This window comes from Corynebacterium tuberculostearicum (assembly GCF_046097255.1).
In the GTDB taxonomy this organism is placed as follows: domain Bacteria; phylum Actinomycetota; class Actinomycetes; order Mycobacteriales; family Mycobacteriaceae; genus Corynebacterium; species Corynebacterium tuberculostearicum_J.
The window spans coordinates 1068056-1086991 of the sequence record NZ_CP175770.1; the positions used below are offsets into that span (position 1 = coordinate 1068056).

The following is an 18936-nucleotide window of genomic DNA, read 5'->3' on the forward strand; positions in this document are numbered from 1 at the left end:
GTTAGGATGTCCTATGTAAGGCCCTTTGCGTTAACTGCGAGGGCATCCAACGACCAAGGACTAAAAATGGCTCATACCCCCTTCAAGGTAATGGCGGTTGTGGCGGCATCGGCAACCGCACTCGTCGGCTGCGGCGCAGCTGAGGAAGTAACTGGCGGCTCCAGCGGCGATGCTGAGTTCTCCTTCACCGATATCATCGGCCGTGACGTGGAACTGGATAAGGCTCCCGATCGTGTGATTTTGGGGGAGGGCCGATCGATTTTTGCTACCGGTGTACTCGACCCCGATAATCCACTGGACAAGGTCGTTGGCATCGGAACGGATCTCAAGCAGACCGTGCCGGATTACTACAAGGCGCTGGAAAAGGAACTGCCGTCCGTAAACGAGGTTCCAGAGATCGGCGGCTTTCCCAAGGGCGATGTCACCGTGGAAAAGCTTGTGAGCTTGGATCCGGATCTCATCGTGCTGTCGCTGGATGAATACGATGCCTCCCGCGAAGCGGGCCTGACCGACAAGATGGAGCAGGCCGGCCTGAAGTACGCGGTGACCGATTTCCGCCGCAAGCCGCTGGAGGATACGCCTAAGACCATGGACATCTTCGGCGAAATCTTCGGCCAGGAGGACCGCGCGGAGGAATTCAACGCGGATTGGCAAAAGACCGTGGACTTGGTGGAGGACCGCGCGGAGAAGGTTAAGGATAAGCCGCGGACCTTCGTCTGGCGTTCGGCCGGCGTTTCCGACTGCTGTGGTTCGTGGAACGATTCCAATATCTCCCAGCTGGTCAACGCGGCCGGTGGCGAGAATGTCGGCGATAAAGTCATTCCGGGCGAGTCTGGCACGATCACCCCGGAAAAGGTCCTGGAATCTGACCCGGATATGATCATCGCCACCGGTGGCGATTGGTCTGAGATGAAGGACGATGAAGGCCACCCTGTCGGATACGCTGCAGTGGGCTACGGCATCGATGAAAAGGAAGCCAAGGGCAGTGTGGCTAAGCTGCCGGGTAAGCAGGCTGGCTTCGATAAGCTGCGTGCGGTCAAGGAACACCACTTCCACAGCATGTGGCACCAATTCTATAATTCGCCGTTTAATTACCTAGCGTTGCTGCAGGTGGCCGAGTGGATCGACCCGGAGGCGTATGCCGATATGGACGTCGCCAAGCAGTGGATGGATGCGCAAGAAAAGTACTCGCCGGTTTCCGGCGAGGGAACCTTCTTTAGCACCAACTAATGGAGGGCGCAGAGGTAGCCGCGCTGGCGCGGCAGCACAAGAAGTTAACGTGGCAACGCATCGGCATTGTTGCGGGCCTGACCCTGATCGCAGCCGTGGCTTTTATTATCAGCAACTTCGTGGGTGCGATCGATATCAGCCCGGGCGAGGTTATGAAGGGCATAGTCAATCCCGCGGGGCTGGATGACCAGACGCGCACGGTGCTATGGCAGCTGCGCCTGCCTATGGCCGTGATGGCCGTGCTCATTGGCATGGCGCTGTCTATGGCTGGCGCGGAGATGCAGACCATCCTTAATAACCCGCTAGCCGAGCCCTTCACGCTGGGCATTTCGGCGGCCGCCGCGTTTGGCGGCGCCAGCTCCATCGTGCTCAAATGGCAGCTGATTGCGCAGCCGCAGTTCAATCTCGCGTTGGTGGCGTGGCTTTCGGCCGCGGTAGCCACTGCGATCATCGTGATTGCGGCCGTTATTCGCGGCGCTAAGGCGGAAACTATGGTGCTGCTGGGCATCGGCCTGGTGTTCTTCTTCCAAGCCATGCTGGCGCTTATCCAATACCGGTCTTCGGCCGAGGCGCTGCAGCAGATTGTCTATTGGTCCATGGGTTCTCTGACTCGCGCCAACTGGGCGGCCAATGGCGTGCTGGCGGCCGTGCTCATTATCGCCCTGCCTATCCTGTGGGTGCTGGGCTGGCGCCTGACGGCCTTGCGGCTTGGCGACGCCCGCGCTACCGCCATGGGCATCAATACCTCGCGCCTGCGCGTAGTGGTGCTTATCGTGGTCTCGCTGGTCGCGGCGACGACCGTGGCCTTCGCAGGCATCATCGGCTTCATTGGCTTGGTGGGCCCGCACATCGCCCGCATGCTGGTAGGCGAGGACCAGCGTTACTTCCTGCCGGCCTCCATGGCGGCGGGCGCGGCCGTGATGTGCGCCGCGCATGCGGTCAGCCTGATGATTAAGCCGGGCCTGGCTATTCCCATTGGTATCGTTACCTCGCTTCTGGGCGTGCCATTCTTCATTGCCATCGTTATGACCCGAAGGAGGGCACTGTGGACGTAGAACTGACTATTTCCGGGCTGAGTGCGGCCTATGGCAAGCACCGCGTGCTGGAGTCCGTGGATGTGGAAAAACTCCACGGCGGGCAGCTGGTGGGATTGTTGGGGCCGAATGCATCCGGCAAGACCACGCTCATTAAGTCCCTGGCCGGCGTGCACCGCGGCTGCGACGGAGACGTGGCTTTCCGCGTCGATGGCATGGCCCCGCGCGGCAAGCGCCGCCGGCAGCTCATCGGCTACGTGCCGCAGGATCTCACTAGCACGGCCGCGCTGCGGGCCTTTGAAGCCGTGCTGATTTCCGCGCGCCGGGAGGCCTGCGAAGACCCGATTACACGCACGGGTGAGGTGCTGCACTCCTTGGGGCTGGACGCGATCGCTTCGCGCTACCTCAATGAGCTCTCTGGCGGCCAGCGCCAGCTTGTGGCGGTGGCACAGATGCTGGTGGGCAATCCAGGCCTCATGCTTCTCGACGAACCCACGTCCGCCCTCGACCTCCATCACCAGATCTTTGTCTTGGATGAGGTCCGTGCCAAAGCGCAGCGCGATGGCAGCCTGGGACTTGTGGCCATCCATGACATCAACCTGGCCGCGCGCATGTGTGACCAGCTGGTGGTGCTTAAAAAGGGTCATATTCGCGCTCAAGGTAGGCCTGCGGACGTTCTCACGGGGGAGCTCGTGGAGGGCGTGTATGGGGTAGAGGCGGACGTCGTCCAGCATGGCGGCGCTCCACTCATTGCCCCGTTGCGGGTGAGATAGCACAGGGCCGGGTAATCACCCGGCCCTGTTTTAGTGGTGAGCCATCAGGCGTCTGGTTTCTTGGCGCTGTGAGCACATAAGTCATGCGCAGCGCGGTGACAGGGACTGGCTCGTAAAAAGAAAAATCTCGAGGTATCGTTCTAAGAACAACGCCTCGAGATTTATATTGTGCGCCATCAGGGAATCGAACCCCGAACCCACTGATTAAGAGTCAGTTGCTCTGCCAATTGAGCTAATGGCGCATTGTTGACTTCCTGCCGTGTGGCTCTCTGTGCAACGAGTAGATACTCTAGCAGCCATTCTTTAAAAGTGTAAAATCGCCTGGTCAAAGCGGTTTTTGAAGGGTGTATAACAAATTGGTTAATGCCTGAAGTGGCTTCTGGTAATTGGCGAAGGGAGACGCTAATCTATGTTGGTCTTTGAAAGCAGCAATTACGTGTCTAAGGGCAACTCAGTGAAAAATTCCCTCCCTATCGCGCGCCGTCTCGTAGCGGCCGCAGGCGTTGCGTGCATTTCCCTAGCCGCCGCCTCCTGCTCCTCTGATTCCTCAGCCGAGAATCAGGCTGCCGACCAAGAATCCACCGCCGCCGCACATGCGGATGGAGACAGGGACGGCGGCAAAGAGTCCGAGAAAAAGAAAGGCGGCCTTGTAGCCTCCGTAAAGGACGGGGCGACGGATGTAGATCCGTCCAAGCCAGTCACCGTGGAGACCACGGGCAAGCTCAAGAGCGTCACCATGACCAATGAAATGGGCGTGGAAGTTAAAGAAAAGCTCTCCAAGGATGCCAAGACGTGGTCTACTGCGGAGGACTTGGGCTATAACCACACTTATTCCATCGTGGCCTCCGATGTAGATGGCAACAAGAAGAACCTCAGTTTTTCCACTCCGCAAGCAGCGGGTGTTGCCGAAGTCTCGCTTTCCCCTATCCCGGATTCTGAAGTCGGCGTCGGTCAGGTTATTGGGGTGAATTTCGGTGTGCCAATTACGGACCGGAAGGCGGCTGAAAAGACCATTACTGTGAGCACTAACCCCAAGGTGGAAGGTGCTTTCCACTGGGTCAATAACCAGGAGGTGCGCTGGCGTCCGAAGGATTACTGGGAGCCGGGCACTAAGGTTGAAGTAAAAGTGGACCAGTATGGCAAGGACCTAGGTGGGGGAATCTATGGCGGTGAAAACGCCAAGACGAATTTCACCATCGGTGACCGCACGGTGGCCATTATTGATAACGTCACCAAGACGATGAAGGTCTTTAAGAATAAGAAGTTCTTGCGTGCCATCCCGGTCTCGCTTGGCCGCGATTATCAGTACGATACGCCCAATGGCCGCTACGTTATCGGCGATGAGCACCCGCAGCTAGTCATGGACTCGGAGACCTTCGGCCTAGCCCATGACGCTGGCGGCTACCGCACGACTGTGGACTGGGCTACCCAAATGTCTTATTCCGGCATCTATGTCCACTCCGCTCCGTGGTCCGTGTGGGCACAGGGAAATACCAATACGTCCCACGGTTGCGTCAATGTGACGCCGGAGGCTGCGCAGTGGTTCCAGGAGACGATGAAGCGTGGCGACGTGGTGCGGGTATTCAACTCCTACGGCGAGACGCTTAATGCGTTGGACGGTCTCGGTGACTGGAATATGTCCTGGGATGAGTGGTCGAAAGGTAACGCGGACGCTAATCAGTAGCGCCTGACGTCCGCACAAGGCACAAGCGCATGGCTACAGTGGTGGCCATGCGCTTTTCTGTTTTAGACCGCGGGGCGGCCGGGCCGTTGGACCAGGTAGCTGAGCACGCGCGGCACGTGGAGCGGCTTGGTTTCCGGCGATTTCTGGTGGCCGAGCACCACGGCGTGCCAGGCATTCCGGCGGGGCAGCCGGGGATGTTGGCGGCCCACGTGGCGGCGCGCACGCAGCGCATTCGGGTAGGCACGGCCGGCATCATGCTGTTAAATCACCCGCCGTTTCTGGTGGCGGAGCAGATAAACCTCCTCGAGGCGTTGTATCCCGGGCGCATCGATATTGGGATTGGCTCCTCCGTCGGCTTTACCGGCCCGGTGCGGCGGGCGCTGCGCCAGGGCGACCCGGCGGTGGCGAAGCAGCGCTTTGAGGCGGAGCTGGCAACGCTGTTGCGCTACCTGCGCGGCGAGGAGGCGGTGACGGTGCGGCCGGAGTATGCGGGCACGCCGATCTACGTGTTGGCGGGCTTTCGATCGGCCATGGTTGCGGCCAAGATGGGGCTCGGCGTCATTTTGGGCGGCCCGGTGGCCACGCAGGAGGCGGCCGCGCGGGTGTATCGGGAGCATGCGCTTGCCGACGCCCCGCCTATCATCTCCTCGCTCAATATCGCCGTTGCCGATACGCCCGCGGTCGCCCGTGACCTGTTGTTACCGGAGGCCTATGCCAAGGTGCTCGCGCAATCTACCGGCGAGTTCGGGGCCCTGCGGCCTGCAGGAGAGCTGGATATGGATGCGCTCACGGGGCAGCAGCGCCGGCGCATTGGGGAGACGCTGGCCCATGACGTGTGGGGAACGGTGAAGGAAGTGGGGGAGGAGCTAAGGGGCGTCGGCAAGCGGCTGGGCGTAAGCGAGTTTGTGGTGACCGGAGACATGCCAGATGTGGCCGGTCGGGCACGTTCGGAGGAGCTGCTGGCGAGCCTGCAGGCCGAAAACTGAAAAAGCCCGAGCGCAAGGCTCGGGCATTTGGGGTGGCTGACGGGACTCGAACCCGCGACACCCAGGATCACAACCTGGTGCTCTACCAGCTGAACTACAGCCACCATCGCTGCGTGAAAGCAACGAGATATAGGTTAACTCACGCCGCCTAAATTACAAAAACGCCTGGTAATCTGCGGTGGTTTCGGCCTTGATCTCCTCCGCTTCGGGGGAGGTGGGGCCCTCGTCGGTGCGGAAGACGCTGCGGCGGTAGAAGTCCAACTCGCGGATGGATTCGATGATGTCCTGTAGTGCGCGGTGGGCCATGCCCTTATCGGGCTGGTTGAAGTAAGCGCGCGGGTGCCACCGGCGGGCAAGCTCCTTGATGGTGGAGACGTCGATCATGCGGTAGTGCAGGGCGCTATCGAGCCGCGGCATATAAGCGCGGATGAAGGTGCGATCTGTGGCGATGGAATTGCCGGCCAGGGGAGCGGGGTGCTCAGGATCGCAATGTTCATTGATGAGCGCGAGTACGGCATCCTCGGCTTCTCCGATGGAGGTGGTGGACTCGCGGATTTCCTTATCCAGCCCGGACTTAGCGTGCATCTGCGTGACAAAGGAATCCATCTGTGCCAGCTCATCCTCGGTGGCGTGGACGACGAGGTCGATGCCTTCGCCCAGGATGTTGAGGTTGCCATCGGTAATGACGGCAGCGACCTCAACGATGACGTGGCGCTCGGGGTCGAGGCCCGTCATCTCCAAATCGATCCAGACGAGGCGGTCGTGTTTTGCGGCTATCTCGGAATGTGGCATGCGGCCCATTCTACGCCCGCGTGCCTTTACCCCTGTATGGGGTGCGAGACGGGCTGCCCTGGAGGGGCGATTACTACTGGACAACGCCAGCTTTCAGTAAGTGTGGCGCCATACTGCATAAAATTAATTGGTGATTTGCCTCACTCTAGGATGTGAGTTAGGGCATACTCTGGTTAATCGCTCTTCATTCGGGAGGTGCGACAGACTTAGGAGAGACCAGATGGCAAACTTCCTCGATGCCCTCAATACCGTAATTTGGTCCCCCGTCTTGGTGTTTTTATGCCTCGGCGCGGGTATTTATTTCACCGTGGTGACACGCGGCCTGCAGGTGCGCTGCATCCCGGACATGCTCAAGCAGATCGTTAACGGAGAAAAGTCCGCAGATGGCGTTTCTTCCTTCCAATCCTTGATGGTTTCGCTCTCCGGCCGCGTGGGCGTGGGCAATATCGCCGGCGTGGCCACAGCCATCGCCTTCGGTGGGCCTGGTGCCGTGTTCTGGATGTGGGCAGTGGCGCTGTTGGGCTCGTCCACCTCGTTCATCGAAAGTACGTTGGCGCAGATTTACAAGGAGAAGGACCAGGACACCGGTGAGTACCGCGGCGGGCCCGCCTATTACATCGAAAAGGCCTACAAGCACACTAAGGCGGCGCCTTTCATGGTGGTCTACGGCATCGTGTTTGCCGTCGCCATGATCTTGGCTACCAGCTACTTCCTGCCGGCAATCCAGGCTAACGCGGTGGCCGCCGCGGCCGATACCGCCTGGGGCATCAACTCCACCTGGGCAGCCGTCGTCTTGGCGGGCATTCTGGCCATCATCATTATTGGCGGCGTGAAGCGCATTGCGACCTTCGCCACCATTGTCGTGCCATTCATGGCGGTCATTTATATCGTGATTTCCGTGGTGGTCATGTGCATGAACTTCTCGCAGATTCCGGAGGTCTTCGGGCTCATCTTCAGGTCCGCATTCAATATGGAAGCCGGATTTTCCGGCATGCTGGGCGCGGCCATCATGTGGGGCGTTAAGCGCGGAATCTACTCCAATGAGGCTGGCCAAGGTACCGGCCCGCAGTCCGCTGCAGCCGCCGAGGTTTCCCACCCCGCTAAGCAGGGCTTTGTGCAGTCCTTCGCGGTGTACGTTGATACGCTCTTTGTCTGCTCGGCTACCGCGTTCATGATTATTTCTACGGATATGTACACCGTCTTCCGCGGCAGCTCCGAGGACGGCGAAGTGGTCTACAACGGCTCGCTTCCTGATGACGTCGAGGTTGGCCCTGGCTACGTGCAGTCCGGTCTCGATAGCGTCTTCGCCGGCTGGGGCCCAACCTTCATTGCCGTTTCCATTGCCTTCTTCGCCTTTACGACAGTCCTGGCGTACTACTACATGTCTGAAGTTAACCTGACCTACTTCAACCGTTGGGTTCGCTCGCGCACGGCCCGCCGTGGTCTGATTTGGGTGCTGCGCGCGCTGATTATTATTTCCGTCGTGGTTGGCGCCACCACCACTCCGGGTGCGGCGTGGGCGCTGGGCGATATCGGCGTCGGCACGACGGCATGGCTCAATATCATCGCCATCCTCTTCCTGCAGGTTCCCGCCATCAAGGCGCTCAAGGACTACGAAAAGCAAAAGAAGGCCGGCAAGGATCCGCAGTTCGACCCAGAAGCTTTGGGCATTAAGAATGCGGACTTCTGGGTGGAGCGCAAACGAGCACGCGGCGAGGGCAGCGTGCTCAAAAACAAAGACAAGGACTTAGAAGGCGCCGGGGCCTAGCCCATCTTGGCGTAGAAGCTGCCTACCAGCGGTGCAATCACCGGGGTGGGCAGCACTTGGCTGAGGGTATTCATCGCCTTAGATAGCGGGCCGGGCACCACGCGGCGCTGGTTGCGGCGCATGGCCTCGATGGTTTCTTGGGAGCAGGACTCGTAGGTGGTCCACAAAAAGTCCGGTACCACCTTGTCCACGATCGACTGGTCTTCCTCTGCGATGGTGGCCTCGCGCACGGGGCCGGGGGCGAGCAGGGTGCACGAGACGCCGGAGCCCTTCAGCTCGTAGTGCAGGGCCTCCGTAAAGGCATTGACGCCCGCCTTGGTGAAAACGTAGGTGGCGTTATTAGGGATGGGGATATTGCCCGCGGCAGAGCCGACATTACAGATAGCGCCGCTGCGGCGAGGCAGCATCTGCTCCAGGGCGGCTCGCGTGAGGTGGTGGACGGCAGTTCCGTTGAGCTCGAACTGGGTCGTCTCGTACGACCAGTCTTGGTCCATGAAGGGGCCGAAGCTGGCGATGCCGGCGGAGTTGACCAGGATCGACACCTCGCGGGTGGTGATGGTCTCGGCCACACGGGCGACGTCGTCAGCTATCGCTAGGTCCGCCGGCAGGGCAATGGCCTCGATATTATGGCGCTGCTCGAGCTCGGTGGCGATGGACTCCAGGACCTCGCGGCGGCGGGCCACAAGGATGACGTTATAGCCCAGGGCTGCGAAATCCTGCGCCATGGCCTTGCCAATGCCTTGGCTGGCGCCCGTAACGAGGGCGTAGGACGTGCGGGAAGGAGCGGGAAGTGACATGGTTAAGCCTTTCCGGAGTGGGGGCATGGTGAGTCCTAGCGTAAACAAAAAGCCTTGAAGCGGCGAGAAACTCGGCGCCTCAAGGCTTTCGCGCGGTGCCCCCAGCAGGATTCGAACCCGCGACACATGGGGTAGAAACCCACTGCTCTAATCCACTGAGCTATGGGGGCTTACAACGCACTCATAGTAGCCCACGAGGGCGGGGAAACCTAAGCCAGGGTGCGCTGCGGCGTGCGCAGGATGTCCACCAAGTCTTGGGCAGCTGCGGTCAGCTCGCGATCCGTGCGGTAGGCCACGATGGCGTAGTAGCGCGGCAGGTCATCAGCAATGGGGCGGGTGATGATGCCGTTCGGCTGCACAGTAGGTGCGCAATTGGGCACGATGCTGACGCCGAGACCACTGGAGACCATAGGAATTGCGCTATTGAGGCTGGCGACCTCCTGGGTCTTTTTCGGCTTGAGGCCCGGTCGGCTATTCCAGAGGTCGTGATAGAACTCGGCCAGTTCAGGAAGTTCGCGGCTGCGCGGTGGGACAAGCCAAGTTTCCTTCTTTAGCTCGGCGAGGGAGACGGGGGATTCCAACTCGGCGAGGCGCTGGGGAAGGGCGACGGAATAATCGAACGTGGCCACCTGGTGGACGGTGAGCTCGGGGGAGTAGCGGCGAATGAAGGCCTTCGGATCGGACGTCGGCAAGAGCGCTAGGTCCACCTGGCCATCCAGCAGGTGCTTGATAGCGGTGGCCGGTTCGGCGTCGTCCAGCGAGATATTGGCGGTGGGGTAAATCCGCTTGAGCTCGGCCAGGGCGGAAGGGGTAAATTCCCAGTTCAAGATGGCGCCGGAGGCTAGCGACACGGTGCTTGCCTTGTCGCCGGTGATTTCGCTGATATGGCGCTGGGTTTCGCTCAGCAGCGCATCAACCTTGACGGCCGTTTCGTAGACATAATCGCCAGCCTCAGTGGTGGAGACACCGGAGCGACCGCGCGAGAGCAGCTGGGCGTTGAGCTCCTTTTCTAGCTTCCGGATGGAAAGGCTCAGAGACGGCTGGGTCATATCGAGGGATTCGGCAGCGTGCGTGAAGGAGCCATTGTCTACAACGGCGCGAAAATAAAGAAGTTGACGGGTGTCCATAAGCTCCATAATGACACATGTAAAGACAAAATGTGTGTTAGGTGAGAAACTAGGTCGCGCTATACAATGCGCACTATGGCAAATGAGCAGGTTAATAGTGTGAACGCGGCGGGTAAGAAGCCCCGCCCTTCCTGGGGAATTTATATCGCAGCGATGCTAATTGCCGGCCTGATCGCCGGTTTTATTTCCCTGTTCCTCCTGGCCGATTCCCTGGCGGCCCTGGGCATCCCGGACCCCGGCCGCATAACCACCTTTGGCCTGCCGCTCTTTCGAGGTGTGGCGTGGATTCTCATGGCTTTGTCCGTGGGCTCATTCTTGGCCTCGTCCTTCCTCATCGCTCCGCGCGGTGACAATGCCACGCTTATCGATGCCCCCTTGTCCGTCGACGGCCACATCGCCGCGCGCACCGGTACGTGGGCTTCCTTTGGCATGGCGGCCGTGGGTCTCGTGGAAATCCCGCTCATTATGTCCGACCTCACCGGCGCGCCCTTTTCCCAGGTATTCGAGCCTTCCATCATGAAAATGGCGCTGACGGAAATTTCCACCACCATCGTGTGGGCAATCTCCGTGCTCATCGCCCTGGTAGTGGGCATTCTCGGACTCGTGGGCCGTGGCTGGTCCATGCAGCCGGTCCTACTTTTCTTGTCCATAATGCAGGTCGTACCCATTGGCATGGAAGGCCATTCCGCGGCAGGCGGCGACCATGATTACGGCACCAATTCGCTCCTGTGGCACTTGGTCTTTGTCATGCTTTGGGTAGGCGGGCTTATGGCGCTTATCGCCCATGGTCGGCGCCTTGGCCCCAACCTCGCCTTTGCGGTGAAGCGCTACTCCGGCATCGCCTTTATGGCCATTGTGGTGCTTGCTGTTTCGGGCTTGATTAACACGCTCATCCGCATGAATATCTCCGATCTGGTGGATTCTGCGTACGGAATCATTCTGATTACCAAGTTCGTGTTGACGATTTTGCTGGGCATTCTCGGCCTCGCTCACCGCGAGCTCACCATCCCGCAGCTGGGCAAGAATCCGCGCCTTTTTATTCGCATTGCCATCGTGGAAGTAGCGGTGATGGCCGCCACCATTGGCGTAGCCATCACGCTGGGCCGCACTGTGCCGCCCGCACCGCGGGATCCCAACCTCAACTCGATGCAGATTCTGATGGGCTATGAGCTGTTTGAAAAGCCCACGGTGCTCAACGTGTGGACCATGTTCCGCTTTGACATCATGTTTGGCACCATTGGCCTGCTTTTGGCTGCGGCCTATGGCTACTGCGTCTACCGCGTACACAAGCGCGGCCTGACCTGGAGCAAGGGGCGTACCGCATGGTTTATGTGCGGTGCGCTGGGCCTGACCATTGTGATGTCTACCGGCATGGGTCTCTACATGCCGGCGATGTACTCCATGCACATGCTGGTGCACATGATTTTGTCGATGGCGGTACCGCTCCTGCTCGTCCTGGGGGCGCCACTGACCCTGCTCATGGAGGCCTTTGAGGCAGGACCGAAGGGGAAGCCCAGCCTGCACGACTATGCGCTGGCAGCCACCCAGTCCAAGATCGTCGCGTTTATTACCAATCCGTTTGTCAACCTCGTGCAGTACCTATTTTTCCTCTACGTGCTGTATTTGTTCCCGGGTCTCTATCAATTCGCTATCTCCGAGCACGCCGGCCACCTCATTATGAACTTTACGTTCATCATCTCCGGCTGCTTCTATTTCTGGGAAATTATCGGGCCGGATCCACTTCCCAAGCGGCACTCCACCCCGTTCCGATTGGCTGTGCTGTTCCTTTCCATGCCATTCCACCTCTTTGCCGGCGTGTACCTGATGCAGCTGCAAAGTGTGCTGGGTGCAGACTTCTACCAGTATTTGGAACTGCCCTGGGATCAGGATCTGCTCCAAGATCAACGCGTGGGCGGCGGCATCGCGTGGGGCTTTGGCCAGTTCCCGCTGGTCATCGTCTTTGGCAAGCTCTTCCTGGATTGGCTCAGCGATGATCGCGCTACGGCTCGCCGCCATGACATGCAGGCGGATGCGGACGATGATGCCGAACTGGAACGCTATAACGCGATGCTGCAGGATATGGGCCACGGCGATGAATCGAGCTTCCGCGGGCGCTAGCCTGTGGATAACTGGGTAAAAATCACCGCAAATCCCGAGTTTTGTTGACGGGTACAACAAGTTATCCACAGGGGCGGGGTTGTCGGCATGGTGCGGCTTGCGCGCCGGTATCAGCATGTGGAAGCGAGCGAGGAAAACCGAACTCGCCTATCCAACTATCCAGCAAAGGATTTTCTAGCACCATGTCCCAATACCCAATTACCTTGACCGGTCGCCTTACTCGCGATCCCATCCTGACCAAGACCTCAACTGGGGCCTATAAGGCCAAACTGCGCGTTGCGTCCTCGCGCCGAATTCCGGACCGTCAGGTCGATGCCGGCGCCAATGATCCGGAAGGAAACAACCCCAAGGCCCCGCAGTGGCGTGACGTGGACCACCTCTACATCGACGTCGAAATGTGGAATCAATTCGCCATCAATGTGCGCAAATCCTTGGCTAAAGGCATGCCACTGGTCATCGTGGGATCCTTAGTGACAGAACAATGGCGCGATGACCAGGGCACCGATCACTTCCGCACGTTCATTAAGGCACAGTATGTGGGCCTGGACCTGAACCGCCACGTTATCGGTACCAAGCGTCTCGCTCCGCAGTACAACCAGGAAAATATTGCGGTCCCAGAACTGGGGGACAACGCCATCGAACCGGACGTGGACCACAGCCTGCCGTCGCAACAGGCGGGTCAGGGAGATACCGCTGCCGATACCGCGGCGGACCGCTATCTAGCCGAGCGCGCCGCAGCCGCACGAGGTGGGGAAGAAGATTCCTTCGACGACGCCGAGGTGGAAGAGGAGGCTGCCGAGGCAGAATCCGCCACAGTGAACGCTTAAGCGTTTCCCCACCGGCTTGATCGCCTCGGGTGTACCTGACCCGAGGCACTTGGGCGGTGGTTCTGATGTAGTGTTTGTGTAGATAAATACGTCTCCCAAATTTTTGCAAAGGGGTAAAAGTGGGCGAATTCATCTACACGATGAAAAACGTGCGCAAGGCAATTGGCGATAAGGTCATCCTTGACGATGTAACAATGGCGTTCTACCCAGGTGCCAAGATTGGTGTGGTCGGCCCTAACGGTGCCGGTAAGTCCTCCATTCTGAAGATTATGGCCGGCCTGGATCAGCCTTCCAACGGCGAGGCCTTCTTGGATCCGGGTGCCACCGTGGGCATCCTGCAGCAGGAGCCGCCGCTTAATGACGAGAAGACCGTACGCGGCAACGTCGAAGAGGGCTTGGGCGATATCTTTGAAAAGAAGCAGCGCTTCGAGCAGATCGCCGAGGAAATGGCCACCAACTACAGCGACGAGCTCATGGAAGAAATGGGCAAGCTGCAAGAAGAGCTGGACGCCGCCGATGCTTGGGAGGTTGATTCCAAGATCGAGCAGGCCATGGAAGCTTTGCGCTGCCCGCCTTCCGACGCCCCAGTGACCAACCTCTCTGGTGGCGAGCGCCGTCGTGTAGCGCTGGCTAAGCTCCTGCTCACCGAGCCGGACCTGCTGCTGCTCGACGAGCCTACGAACCACCTGGACGCCGAGTCCGTGCAGTGGCTGGAGAAGCACTTGGCCGATTACCCGGGTGCTGTTTTGGCCGTGACCCACGACCGCTACTTCCTTGACCACGTCGCGGGCTGGATCTGTGAGGTTGACCGCGGCAAGCTCTACCCGTACGAGGGCAACTACTCCACCTACCTGGATAAGAAGCAGGAGCGCCTCGAGGTTGCTGGCAAGAAGGACGCGAAGCTGCGCAAGCGCCTGAAGGACGAGCTGGAGTGGGTACGCTCCGGCTCGAAGGCCCGTCAGGCCAAGAACAAGGCTCGTCTGGAGCGCTACGAGGAGATGGCTGCCGAGGCCGAGAAGTACAAGAAGCTCGACTTCGAAGAGATCCAGATTCCTACTCCGCCGCGCTTGGGTAATAAGGTTGTGGAAGTCAAGGACCTGCAGAAGGGCTTCGATGACCGCGTCCTGATTAAGGACCTCTCCTTCACCCTGCCTCGCAACGGCATCGTGGGCGTTATCGGCCCGAACGGCGTGGGTAAGACCACCCTGTTTAAGACCATCGTTGGCCTGGAACAGCCGGATGCCGGTTCCGTCGAGGTGGGCGATACCGTCAAGCTGTCCTACGTGGACCAGAACCGTGAAAACATTGACCCCGAGGCAACCGTCTGGGAGGTTGTCTCCGGCGGCCTAGATTACATTCACGTTGGTCAAAACGAGATGCCATCGCGTGCTTACCTGTCCGCGTTCGGCTTCAAGGGCCCGGATCAGCAGAAGCCATCCAAGGTGCTTTCCGGTGGTGAGCGCAACCGCCTGAATCTGGCGCTGACCCTGAAAGAGGGCGGCAACCTGATCCTCCTTGACGAGCCGACCAACGACTTGGACGTGGAAACCCTCGGCTCGCTGGAAAACGCGCTGGAGAAGTTCCCGGGCTGCGCCGTGGTCATTTCCCACGACCGCTGGTTCTTGGACCGCACCTGTACCCACATCCTGGCCTGGGAAGGCAATGTGGAAGAAGGCCAGTGGTTCTGGTTCGAGGGTAACTTCGGCGATTACGAGAAGAATAAGGTCGACCGCCTCGGTGAAGAGGCAGCCCGTCCTTCCCGTGTGACCCACCGTAAGCTGACCCGCTAAGAAGCTGACGCCTTAACTGAGGAGAAAAATGGCAACCCCAAGCGTGCACACGTACCGTATTCAAACCCGCTGGTCGGACTTTGATATGTACGGCCACATGATGAACGCAAACTACATCGAGCTTGCCCAGGAAGCGCGCCTGGCCTTTGCGAAGGAACATATCTATTCCAAGGGCCTCGACTTCATTGCGTTCGTGCGCCACCTCGATGTGGACTTCCAGCGCCCGATGGAGTTTAAGGACACCACTACGGTGGAGGTAGAAACTACCATTTCGCAGATTGGCACCACCTCGTTTACCACTACCCAGCAGGTCAAGGATGACCAAGGGGAAGTTGCGGCAACTGTGGAGTGCGTGCAGGTAGTCATCGATCGTCAGCAGCAGACTCCTCGTCCGCTGACGGAACAGGAAAAGGATATTCTGCACAATACCGCTGCCAACTAGCAGCGGGGCAGAGCACAGATTAGAAAGGCAGGGCCCGAAGGTATGGTCACCGAGACTCTAGAAATTGGAAGCGGTGGACCTGGCCTTCGGGCCCTTGTCACGCGCGCAGTCGGCTTGGATGCGGGCGCTTCGGTGCGGCTGCGCCAACTGACTGACGACGTCGTCGATGTCTTTGTCACCACTCCCTTCGAGGTGGTTGCCTCCCGCCGCGTGCAAGGCGTCGCGTCCCGCGATGGGGCTGTGGTTTCCGCGGCCACGCTCGCCGAGCAGCTCAAAGAGCATGAATCTAGCGGCACGTTAGATTTGGGTCCTGCTCGCGATCCATCCTGGCCGGGAGCCTTGCCGCCGGCCACTGGCTACAGTGTGGTCGATACCTTGCCGGTTACCGTGGTGCGCGATCTTTCCGATAAAGGTCAACAGCTCACCCGGCAATTTTCTGGCCCCATGGGCCCGCCGTCCAGCTTGTTGAATCAAACCGTTGTCACGGTGGAAGGCGATGGCACCACGGTCGAAATCCCCATGCGCATGATCTTTGCCTGCACCAACCTGGGGCTTATCCCTGGATTTTCCGCCCCGATGGACGTGCCGCGGCACCTGCGGGTGGCTCAGCTCGGCCGGTGGGTGCGACTCGACGCCCCCTTTGGCAGCATTTACCGTTCCACCCGCTTGTCCTTGTTCTAGCTTTCGCCGCCAGGGCGCACACCCTGGTGTTCAACAATCTCGGCGTACCAACGCCCCATAATGGGCGACATTGCCCGAAAAGTAGTCTGCCTGAGGGGTAGGGGGACCCTGGCGTGGTAGCCTCCCAACCCCTGTGAACAGCATGTTTAACGGGGGTGTTGGAGTAATGCTACCCCCGCAGTGTGAATTAGCCAGCAGAGCGCCGCGCGCAAACGTGTCCTGCGTTACTCTTACATGGTCGATGTAATTTCCTGCACTCACAAGGAGACTATGTAATGCGTATTGCTGTGCCAAAAGAAATCATGAATAACGAGAATCGCGTGGCTCTTACCCCGAGCGGCGTACAGACCCTCGTTCAGGATGGCCATGAGGTCCTCATTGAGACTGGTGCCGGTGAAGGCGCTTCCTTCCCGGACTCCGAGTACGAGGCTGCCGGTGCCAGCATCGTTGGCACTGCCGAAGATACCTGGGCACAGGCAGAGCTGCTGCTGAAGGTGAAGGAGCCGCTCGAGGCTGAGTACCAGTACCTGCGCCCAGACCTCACCGTCTTCACCTACCTGCACCTTGCGGCGGATCGTCCGCTGACTGAGGCACTTGTCGACGCCAAAACCACCGCCATCGCCTATGAGACGGTCACTGACCGCCACGGCACCCTGCCGCTTCTCACCCCGATGTCCCAGGTAGCTGGCCGCCTTGCTGCTATCGAAGGCACTCACCATCTGTTGTCCACCCAGGGCGGCCGCGGCCTGCTGGTCTCCGGTGTTCCGGGCACCCAGCCGGCACGCGTCGTAGTTATCGGCGGCGGCCAGGTCGGCGCGTCCGCTGTTGCAATGGCCCACGGTCTGCGCGCCGAGGTGACGGTGCTGGACCTCGATCCGCACGTCCTCCAGCGCTTCGATGACCAGTACGCCGGTGGCGTGCGCACCCTGATCTCCAATCCAGCCACCATCGATAAGGAACTGCAGGAGGCCGATCTCGTCATCGGTGCCGTCCTTATTCCGGGTGCCGCCGCGCCGAAGCTGGTGCGGGAGGAGACCGTAAAGAAGATGAAGAAGGGCGCGGTGCTCGTCGACGTGGCCATCGACCAGGGCGGTTGCTTCGAGAACTCCAAGAAGACCTCCCACGATGACCCCACCTTCAAGGTGCATGACACCCTGTTCTACTGCGTGGCGAATATGCCGGGTGCGGTGGCCAATACCTCCACCCGTGCGTTGTCTTCTGCGACCCTGCCGTACATCCGCGCGGTAGCCAATGACAGCCTGGACGCCGCCATCAAGCGTTTCCCGGGCCTGGAGGGCGGCGTCATGACTCGCGGTGGCCGTCTGGTCTCCGAGCCTGTGCGCAAGGCCTTTGACTGGGAAGACTAGTCATCCCCCGGCGTGGTCTGCGCTAGATACACCACAAGCCCGGCGCCCCGCTAGAAACGGGGCCCGGGCTTGAGTTATCTGCGCTGGAGGGGTGGCGTGGTTACGGGGCCTTGTTGATCATCATGGCGGCAACGCGCTGCATGTGATCCCAGATCATTTCGCGGTAGGCAGGTGGGATGGTTTCCTCGTCGATGTCCGCGAGGGAGTTGCCCATAAGCTCAAGCCACCGGTCGTGCGCGGTGATATCGATGGGGTAGGGGGCGTGGCGCATGCGCAGGCGCGGGTGCCCTCGGTTTTCAGAAAATAGCTGCGGGCCGCCCCAGTATTGTGCCAAGAACCAGGTAAGGCGCTGTTCGGCGCCTTCCCAGTCGTTATCGGGGTACATCGGGCCAATGACATCGTCCCCTTTGACCTGGGAATAAAAGCCGTGGACGAGGCGCTCAAAGGTCTCCATGCCGCCGATGGCCTCATAGACAGAATCCATTTACTCTTCTTCTTCCTTGCGGGGATCGGCAATGCCGATGCCGTGCGGGTAGGGGGTGGTAATACCTTTAGTGTGCATGACATTGAGCACGCGGGACTGTAGGAAACGCTGCACGTCCCACTGCTTGCCCGGCAAGGTCTTGGTCGAGACACGGAAGGATACATAATCCGGCTCAAAACCAGACATGCCGTCCACTCGGGGCGTGCTGAGGATGAGCTTGCGCACCTTATCGTCCTGCGCGGCTTCTTTCACTGCGTCCTCAATGACTTCGCCAGCAACCTCTGGGTCATTAGAAAGGCCTACCGGAATCTGGATGCGGGCAACGGAGTACTCATCGGAGTGGTTGGCCACCTGGAGAATTTCACCATTGCGCACGTACCACAGGGCGCCATCGATATCGCGGACCGTGGTGATGCGCAGGGAGATGGACTCGACATCGCCAAAGACGCCATTGCCCAAATCAACCACGTCACCAATGCCGTACTGGTCCTCAATGAGCATGAAGATGCCAGAAAGGAAGTCCTTCACCAGCGCCTGTGCACCAAAGCCGAGGGCAACGCCGATGACACCGGCGGAGGCGATAAGCGGTGCTACGTTGACCTCTAACTCATCCAGGATGGCAATAACGGCCCACACCCAGACGAAGATGGCGGCGGCGGAACGGGCTACGCCGGCAAGTGTCTTGATGCGGGAGGCGCGCCGGGTCTCGCGGGTTTGGCGCATGGCCTCTTCTTGTTGGCTGAGCTCGGGGCGATTGGCGCGGCCCTTGAATTTCCCGCGCAAGCGCTGCTTATCTAGCCCGGAGGACTTGATGCTATTTTCGGCCACTTTGTTGATAACTCGGTGGAGGAGCCAGTGGGCGATAATGGCCAGGATAAGGATGATAGCGATGCGAATCGGGCGCTCGATAAGCCAGCTTTGTACCTTCTCGTCATTCCAAAAATTGGACACGGACTCGATGGCCGAGTCCGTGGTGGAAGCGGCGGATGCTAAGAATTGCGTATTCATCATTCTTTCTTAGTCGAGGACAAAATGA

At 59.6% G+C, this 18936-nt stretch carries 17 protein-coding genes and 3 tRNA genes; 12 read left to right on the plus strand and 8 right to left on the minus strand.

All coding sequences use genetic code 11. From position 1 onward, the window contains the following. Positions 1–66: 66 nt before the first annotated feature. Genes ACKFRY_RS05110 through ACKFRY_RS05120 form a run of 3 tightly spaced genes read left to right on the plus strand, consistent with a single transcriptional unit; the run spans position 67 to position 3037 of the window. Entirely contained in the window at positions 67–1230 is a 1164-nt protein-coding gene (locus tag ACKFRY_RS05110) for an ABC transporter substrate-binding protein (RefSeq protein ID WP_408923327.1), read from the plus strand. Further along, on the plus strand, positions 1230–2285 hold the full coding sequence (locus ACKFRY_RS05115; protein WP_250411906.1) for an iron ABC transporter permease: 1056 nt from the start codon (positions 1230–1232) through the stop codon (positions 2283–2285). The genes ACKFRY_RS05110 and ACKFRY_RS05115 overlap by 1 nt, the downstream gene beginning before the upstream one ends. After that, positions 2276–3037 (plus strand): ABC transporter ATP-binding protein, encoded by a 762-nt coding sequence (locus tag ACKFRY_RS05120; RefSeq protein ID WP_408923328.1) that lies wholly within the window; start codon positions 2276–2278, stop codon positions 3035–3037. The genes ACKFRY_RS05115 and ACKFRY_RS05120 overlap by 10 nt, the downstream gene beginning before the upstream one ends. A 169-nt stretch (positions 3038–3206) precedes the next feature. Here ACKFRY_RS05120 and ACKFRY_RS05125 read toward each other — a convergent pair. Continuing rightward, positions 3207–3279 (minus strand) — tRNA-Lys (locus ACKFRY_RS05125). 170 nt (positions 3280–3449) lie between these two features. On the opposite strand from ACKFRY_RS05125, the gene ACKFRY_RS05130 reads away from it, so the two are divergent. Then, entirely contained in the window at positions 3450–4721 is a 1272-nt protein-coding gene (locus ACKFRY_RS05130) for an Ig-like domain-containing protein (protein ID WP_408923414.1), read from the plus strand. A 29-nt stretch (positions 4722–4750) separates the two neighbouring features. Further along, a complete protein-coding gene (locus ACKFRY_RS05135) occupies positions 4751–5707 on the plus strand; it encodes an MsnO8 family LLM class oxidoreductase (RefSeq protein WP_005327281.1) in 957 nt (318 codons plus the stop codon). Positions 5708–5735: 28 nt separating this feature from the next. Here the strand turns inward: ACKFRY_RS05135 and ACKFRY_RS05140 are convergent. Together ACKFRY_RS05140 and orn are read right to left on the minus strand one after the other, a co-directional pair. Further along, positions 5736–5811 (minus strand) — tRNA-His (locus tag ACKFRY_RS05140). Positions 5812–5860: 49 nt separating this feature from the next. Next, the gene (gene orn, locus ACKFRY_RS05145) at positions 5861–6508 is read right to left on the minus strand and encodes an oligoribonuclease (protein ID WP_250411916.1); all 648 of its coding nucleotides are present in this window, start codon (positions 6506–6508) and stop codon (positions 5861–5863) included. 211 nt (positions 6509–6719) lie between these two features. On the opposite strand from orn, the gene ACKFRY_RS05150 reads away from it, so the two are divergent. Further along, positions 6720–8267 (plus strand): alanine/glycine:cation symporter family protein, encoded by a 1548-nt coding sequence (locus ACKFRY_RS05150; protein WP_408923329.1) that lies wholly within the window; start codon positions 6720–6722, stop codon positions 8265–8267. On the opposite strand, the gene cmrA is transcribed toward ACKFRY_RS05150, so the two are convergent. From cmrA to ACKFRY_RS05165, 3 genes are all read right to left on the minus strand, one after another. Then, positions 8264–9064: a mycolate reductase gene (gene cmrA / locus ACKFRY_RS05155; protein WP_250409280.1), complete on the minus strand. Its 801-nt coding sequence runs from the start codon at positions 9062–9064 to the stop codon at positions 8264–8266. The genes ACKFRY_RS05150 and cmrA overlap by 4 nt on opposite strands. 96 nt (positions 9065–9160) lie before the next feature. Then, a tRNA-Arg gene (locus tag ACKFRY_RS05160) sits at positions 9161–9234 on the minus strand. A 39-nt stretch (positions 9235–9273) separates the two neighbouring features. After that, entirely contained in the window at positions 9274–10191 is a 918-nt protein-coding gene (locus tag ACKFRY_RS05165) for a LysR family transcriptional regulator (RefSeq protein WP_408923330.1), read from the minus strand. Between the two features lie 66 nt (positions 10192–10257). Here ACKFRY_RS05165 and ACKFRY_RS05170 point away from each other — a divergent pair, with 66 nt between their 5' ends. From ACKFRY_RS05170 to ald, 6 genes are all read left to right on the plus strand, one after another. After that, positions 10258–12309, plus strand: a complete 2052-nt coding sequence (locus ACKFRY_RS05170; protein ID WP_408923331.1) for a cytochrome c oxidase assembly protein — start codon at positions 10258–10260, stop codon at positions 12307–12309. Positions 12310–12491: 182 nt separating this feature from the next. Then, entirely contained in the window at positions 12492–13136 is a 645-nt protein-coding gene (locus tag ACKFRY_RS05175) for a single-stranded DNA-binding protein (RefSeq protein ID WP_408923332.1), read from the plus strand. Positions 13137–13255: 119 nt separating this feature from the next. After that, positions 13256–14926: an energy-dependent translational throttle protein EttA gene (gene ettA, locus ACKFRY_RS05180; protein WP_005327274.1), complete on the plus strand. Its 1671-nt coding sequence runs from the start codon at positions 13256–13258 to the stop codon at positions 14924–14926. Between the two features lie 28 nt (positions 14927–14954). Further along, positions 14955–15368, plus strand: a complete 414-nt coding sequence (locus ACKFRY_RS05185; RefSeq protein ID WP_408921925.1) for an acyl-CoA thioesterase — start codon at positions 14955–14957, stop codon at positions 15366–15368. Positions 15369–15410: 42 nt separating this feature from the next. Continuing rightward, on the plus strand, positions 15411–16049 hold the full coding sequence (locus ACKFRY_RS05190; protein WP_150851296.1) for a hypothetical protein: 639 nt from the start codon (positions 15411–15413) through the stop codon (positions 16047–16049). A 275-nt stretch (positions 16050–16324) separates the two neighbouring features. Further along, on the plus strand, positions 16325–17416 hold the full coding sequence (gene ald / locus ACKFRY_RS05195; RefSeq protein WP_408921926.1) for an alanine dehydrogenase: 1092 nt from the start codon (positions 16325–16327) through the stop codon (positions 17414–17416). A gap of 100 nt (positions 17417–17516) precedes the next feature. Here the strand turns inward: ald and ACKFRY_RS05200 are convergent, their stop codons facing one another. Both ACKFRY_RS05200 and ACKFRY_RS05205 read right to left on the minus strand, forming a co-directional pair. Beyond that, complete coding sequence (locus ACKFRY_RS05200) at positions 17517–17900, minus strand: globin (RefSeq protein ID WP_005324012.1); 384 nt, start codon at positions 17898–17900, stop codon at positions 17517–17519. Then, the gene (locus tag ACKFRY_RS05205) at positions 17901–18911 is read right to left on the minus strand and encodes a mechanosensitive ion channel family protein (RefSeq protein ID WP_408923333.1); all 1011 of its coding nucleotides are present in this window, start codon (positions 18909–18911) and stop codon (positions 17901–17903) included. Positions 18912–18936: the final 25 nt, after the last annotated feature.

Bases quoted from the DNA above. Each gene is read 5' to 3' on its own strand.
- ACKFRY_RS05110 (WP_408923327.1), top strand. From the start codon at position 67: ATGGCTCATACCCCCTTCAAGGTAATGGCGGTTGTGGCGGCATCGGCA.
- ACKFRY_RS05115 (WP_250411906.1), top strand. From the start codon at position 1,230: ATGGAGGGCGCAGAGGTAGCCGCGCTGGCGCGGCAGCACAAGAAGTTA.
- ACKFRY_RS05135 (WP_005327281.1), top strand. From the start codon at position 4,751: ATGGCTACAGTGGTGGCCATGCGCTTTTCTGTTTTAGACCGCGGGGCG.
- orn (WP_250411916.1), bottom strand. From the start codon at position 6,508: ATGGGCCGCATGCCACATTCCGAGATAGCCGCAAAACACGACCGCCTC.
- ACKFRY_RS05150 (WP_408923329.1), top strand. From the start codon at position 6,720: ATGGCAAACTTCCTCGATGCCCTCAATACCGTAATTTGGTCCCCCGTC.
- cmrA (WP_250409280.1), bottom strand. From the start codon at position 9,064: ATGTCACTTCCCGCTCCTTCCCGCACGTCCTACGCCCTCGTTACGGGC.
- ACKFRY_RS05165 (WP_408923330.1), bottom strand. From the start codon at position 10,191: ATGGACACCCGTCAACTTCTTTATTTTCGCGCCGTTGTAGACAATGGC.
- ACKFRY_RS05170 (WP_408923331.1), top strand. From the start codon at position 10,258: ATGCGCACTATGGCAAATGAGCAGGTTAATAGTGTGAACGCGGCGGGT.
- ACKFRY_RS05175 (WP_408923332.1), top strand. From the start codon at position 12,492: ATGTCCCAATACCCAATTACCTTGACCGGTCGCCTTACTCGCGATCCC.
- ACKFRY_RS05185 (WP_408921925.1), top strand. From the start codon at position 14,955: ATGGCAACCCCAAGCGTGCACACGTACCGTATTCAAACCCGCTGGTCG.
- ACKFRY_RS05190 (WP_150851296.1), top strand. From the start codon at position 15,411: ATGGTCACCGAGACTCTAGAAATTGGAAGCGGTGGACCTGGCCTTCGG.
- ald (WP_408921926.1), top strand. From the start codon at position 16,325: ATGCGTATTGCTGTGCCAAAAGAAATCATGAATAACGAGAATCGCGTG.
- ACKFRY_RS05200 (WP_005324012.1), bottom strand. From the start codon at position 17,900: ATGGATTCTGTCTATGAGGCCATCGGCGGCATGGAGACCTTTGAGCGC.
- ACKFRY_RS05205 (WP_408923333.1), bottom strand. From the start codon at position 18,911: ATGATGAATACGCAATTCTTAGCATCCGCCGCTTCCACCACGGACTCG.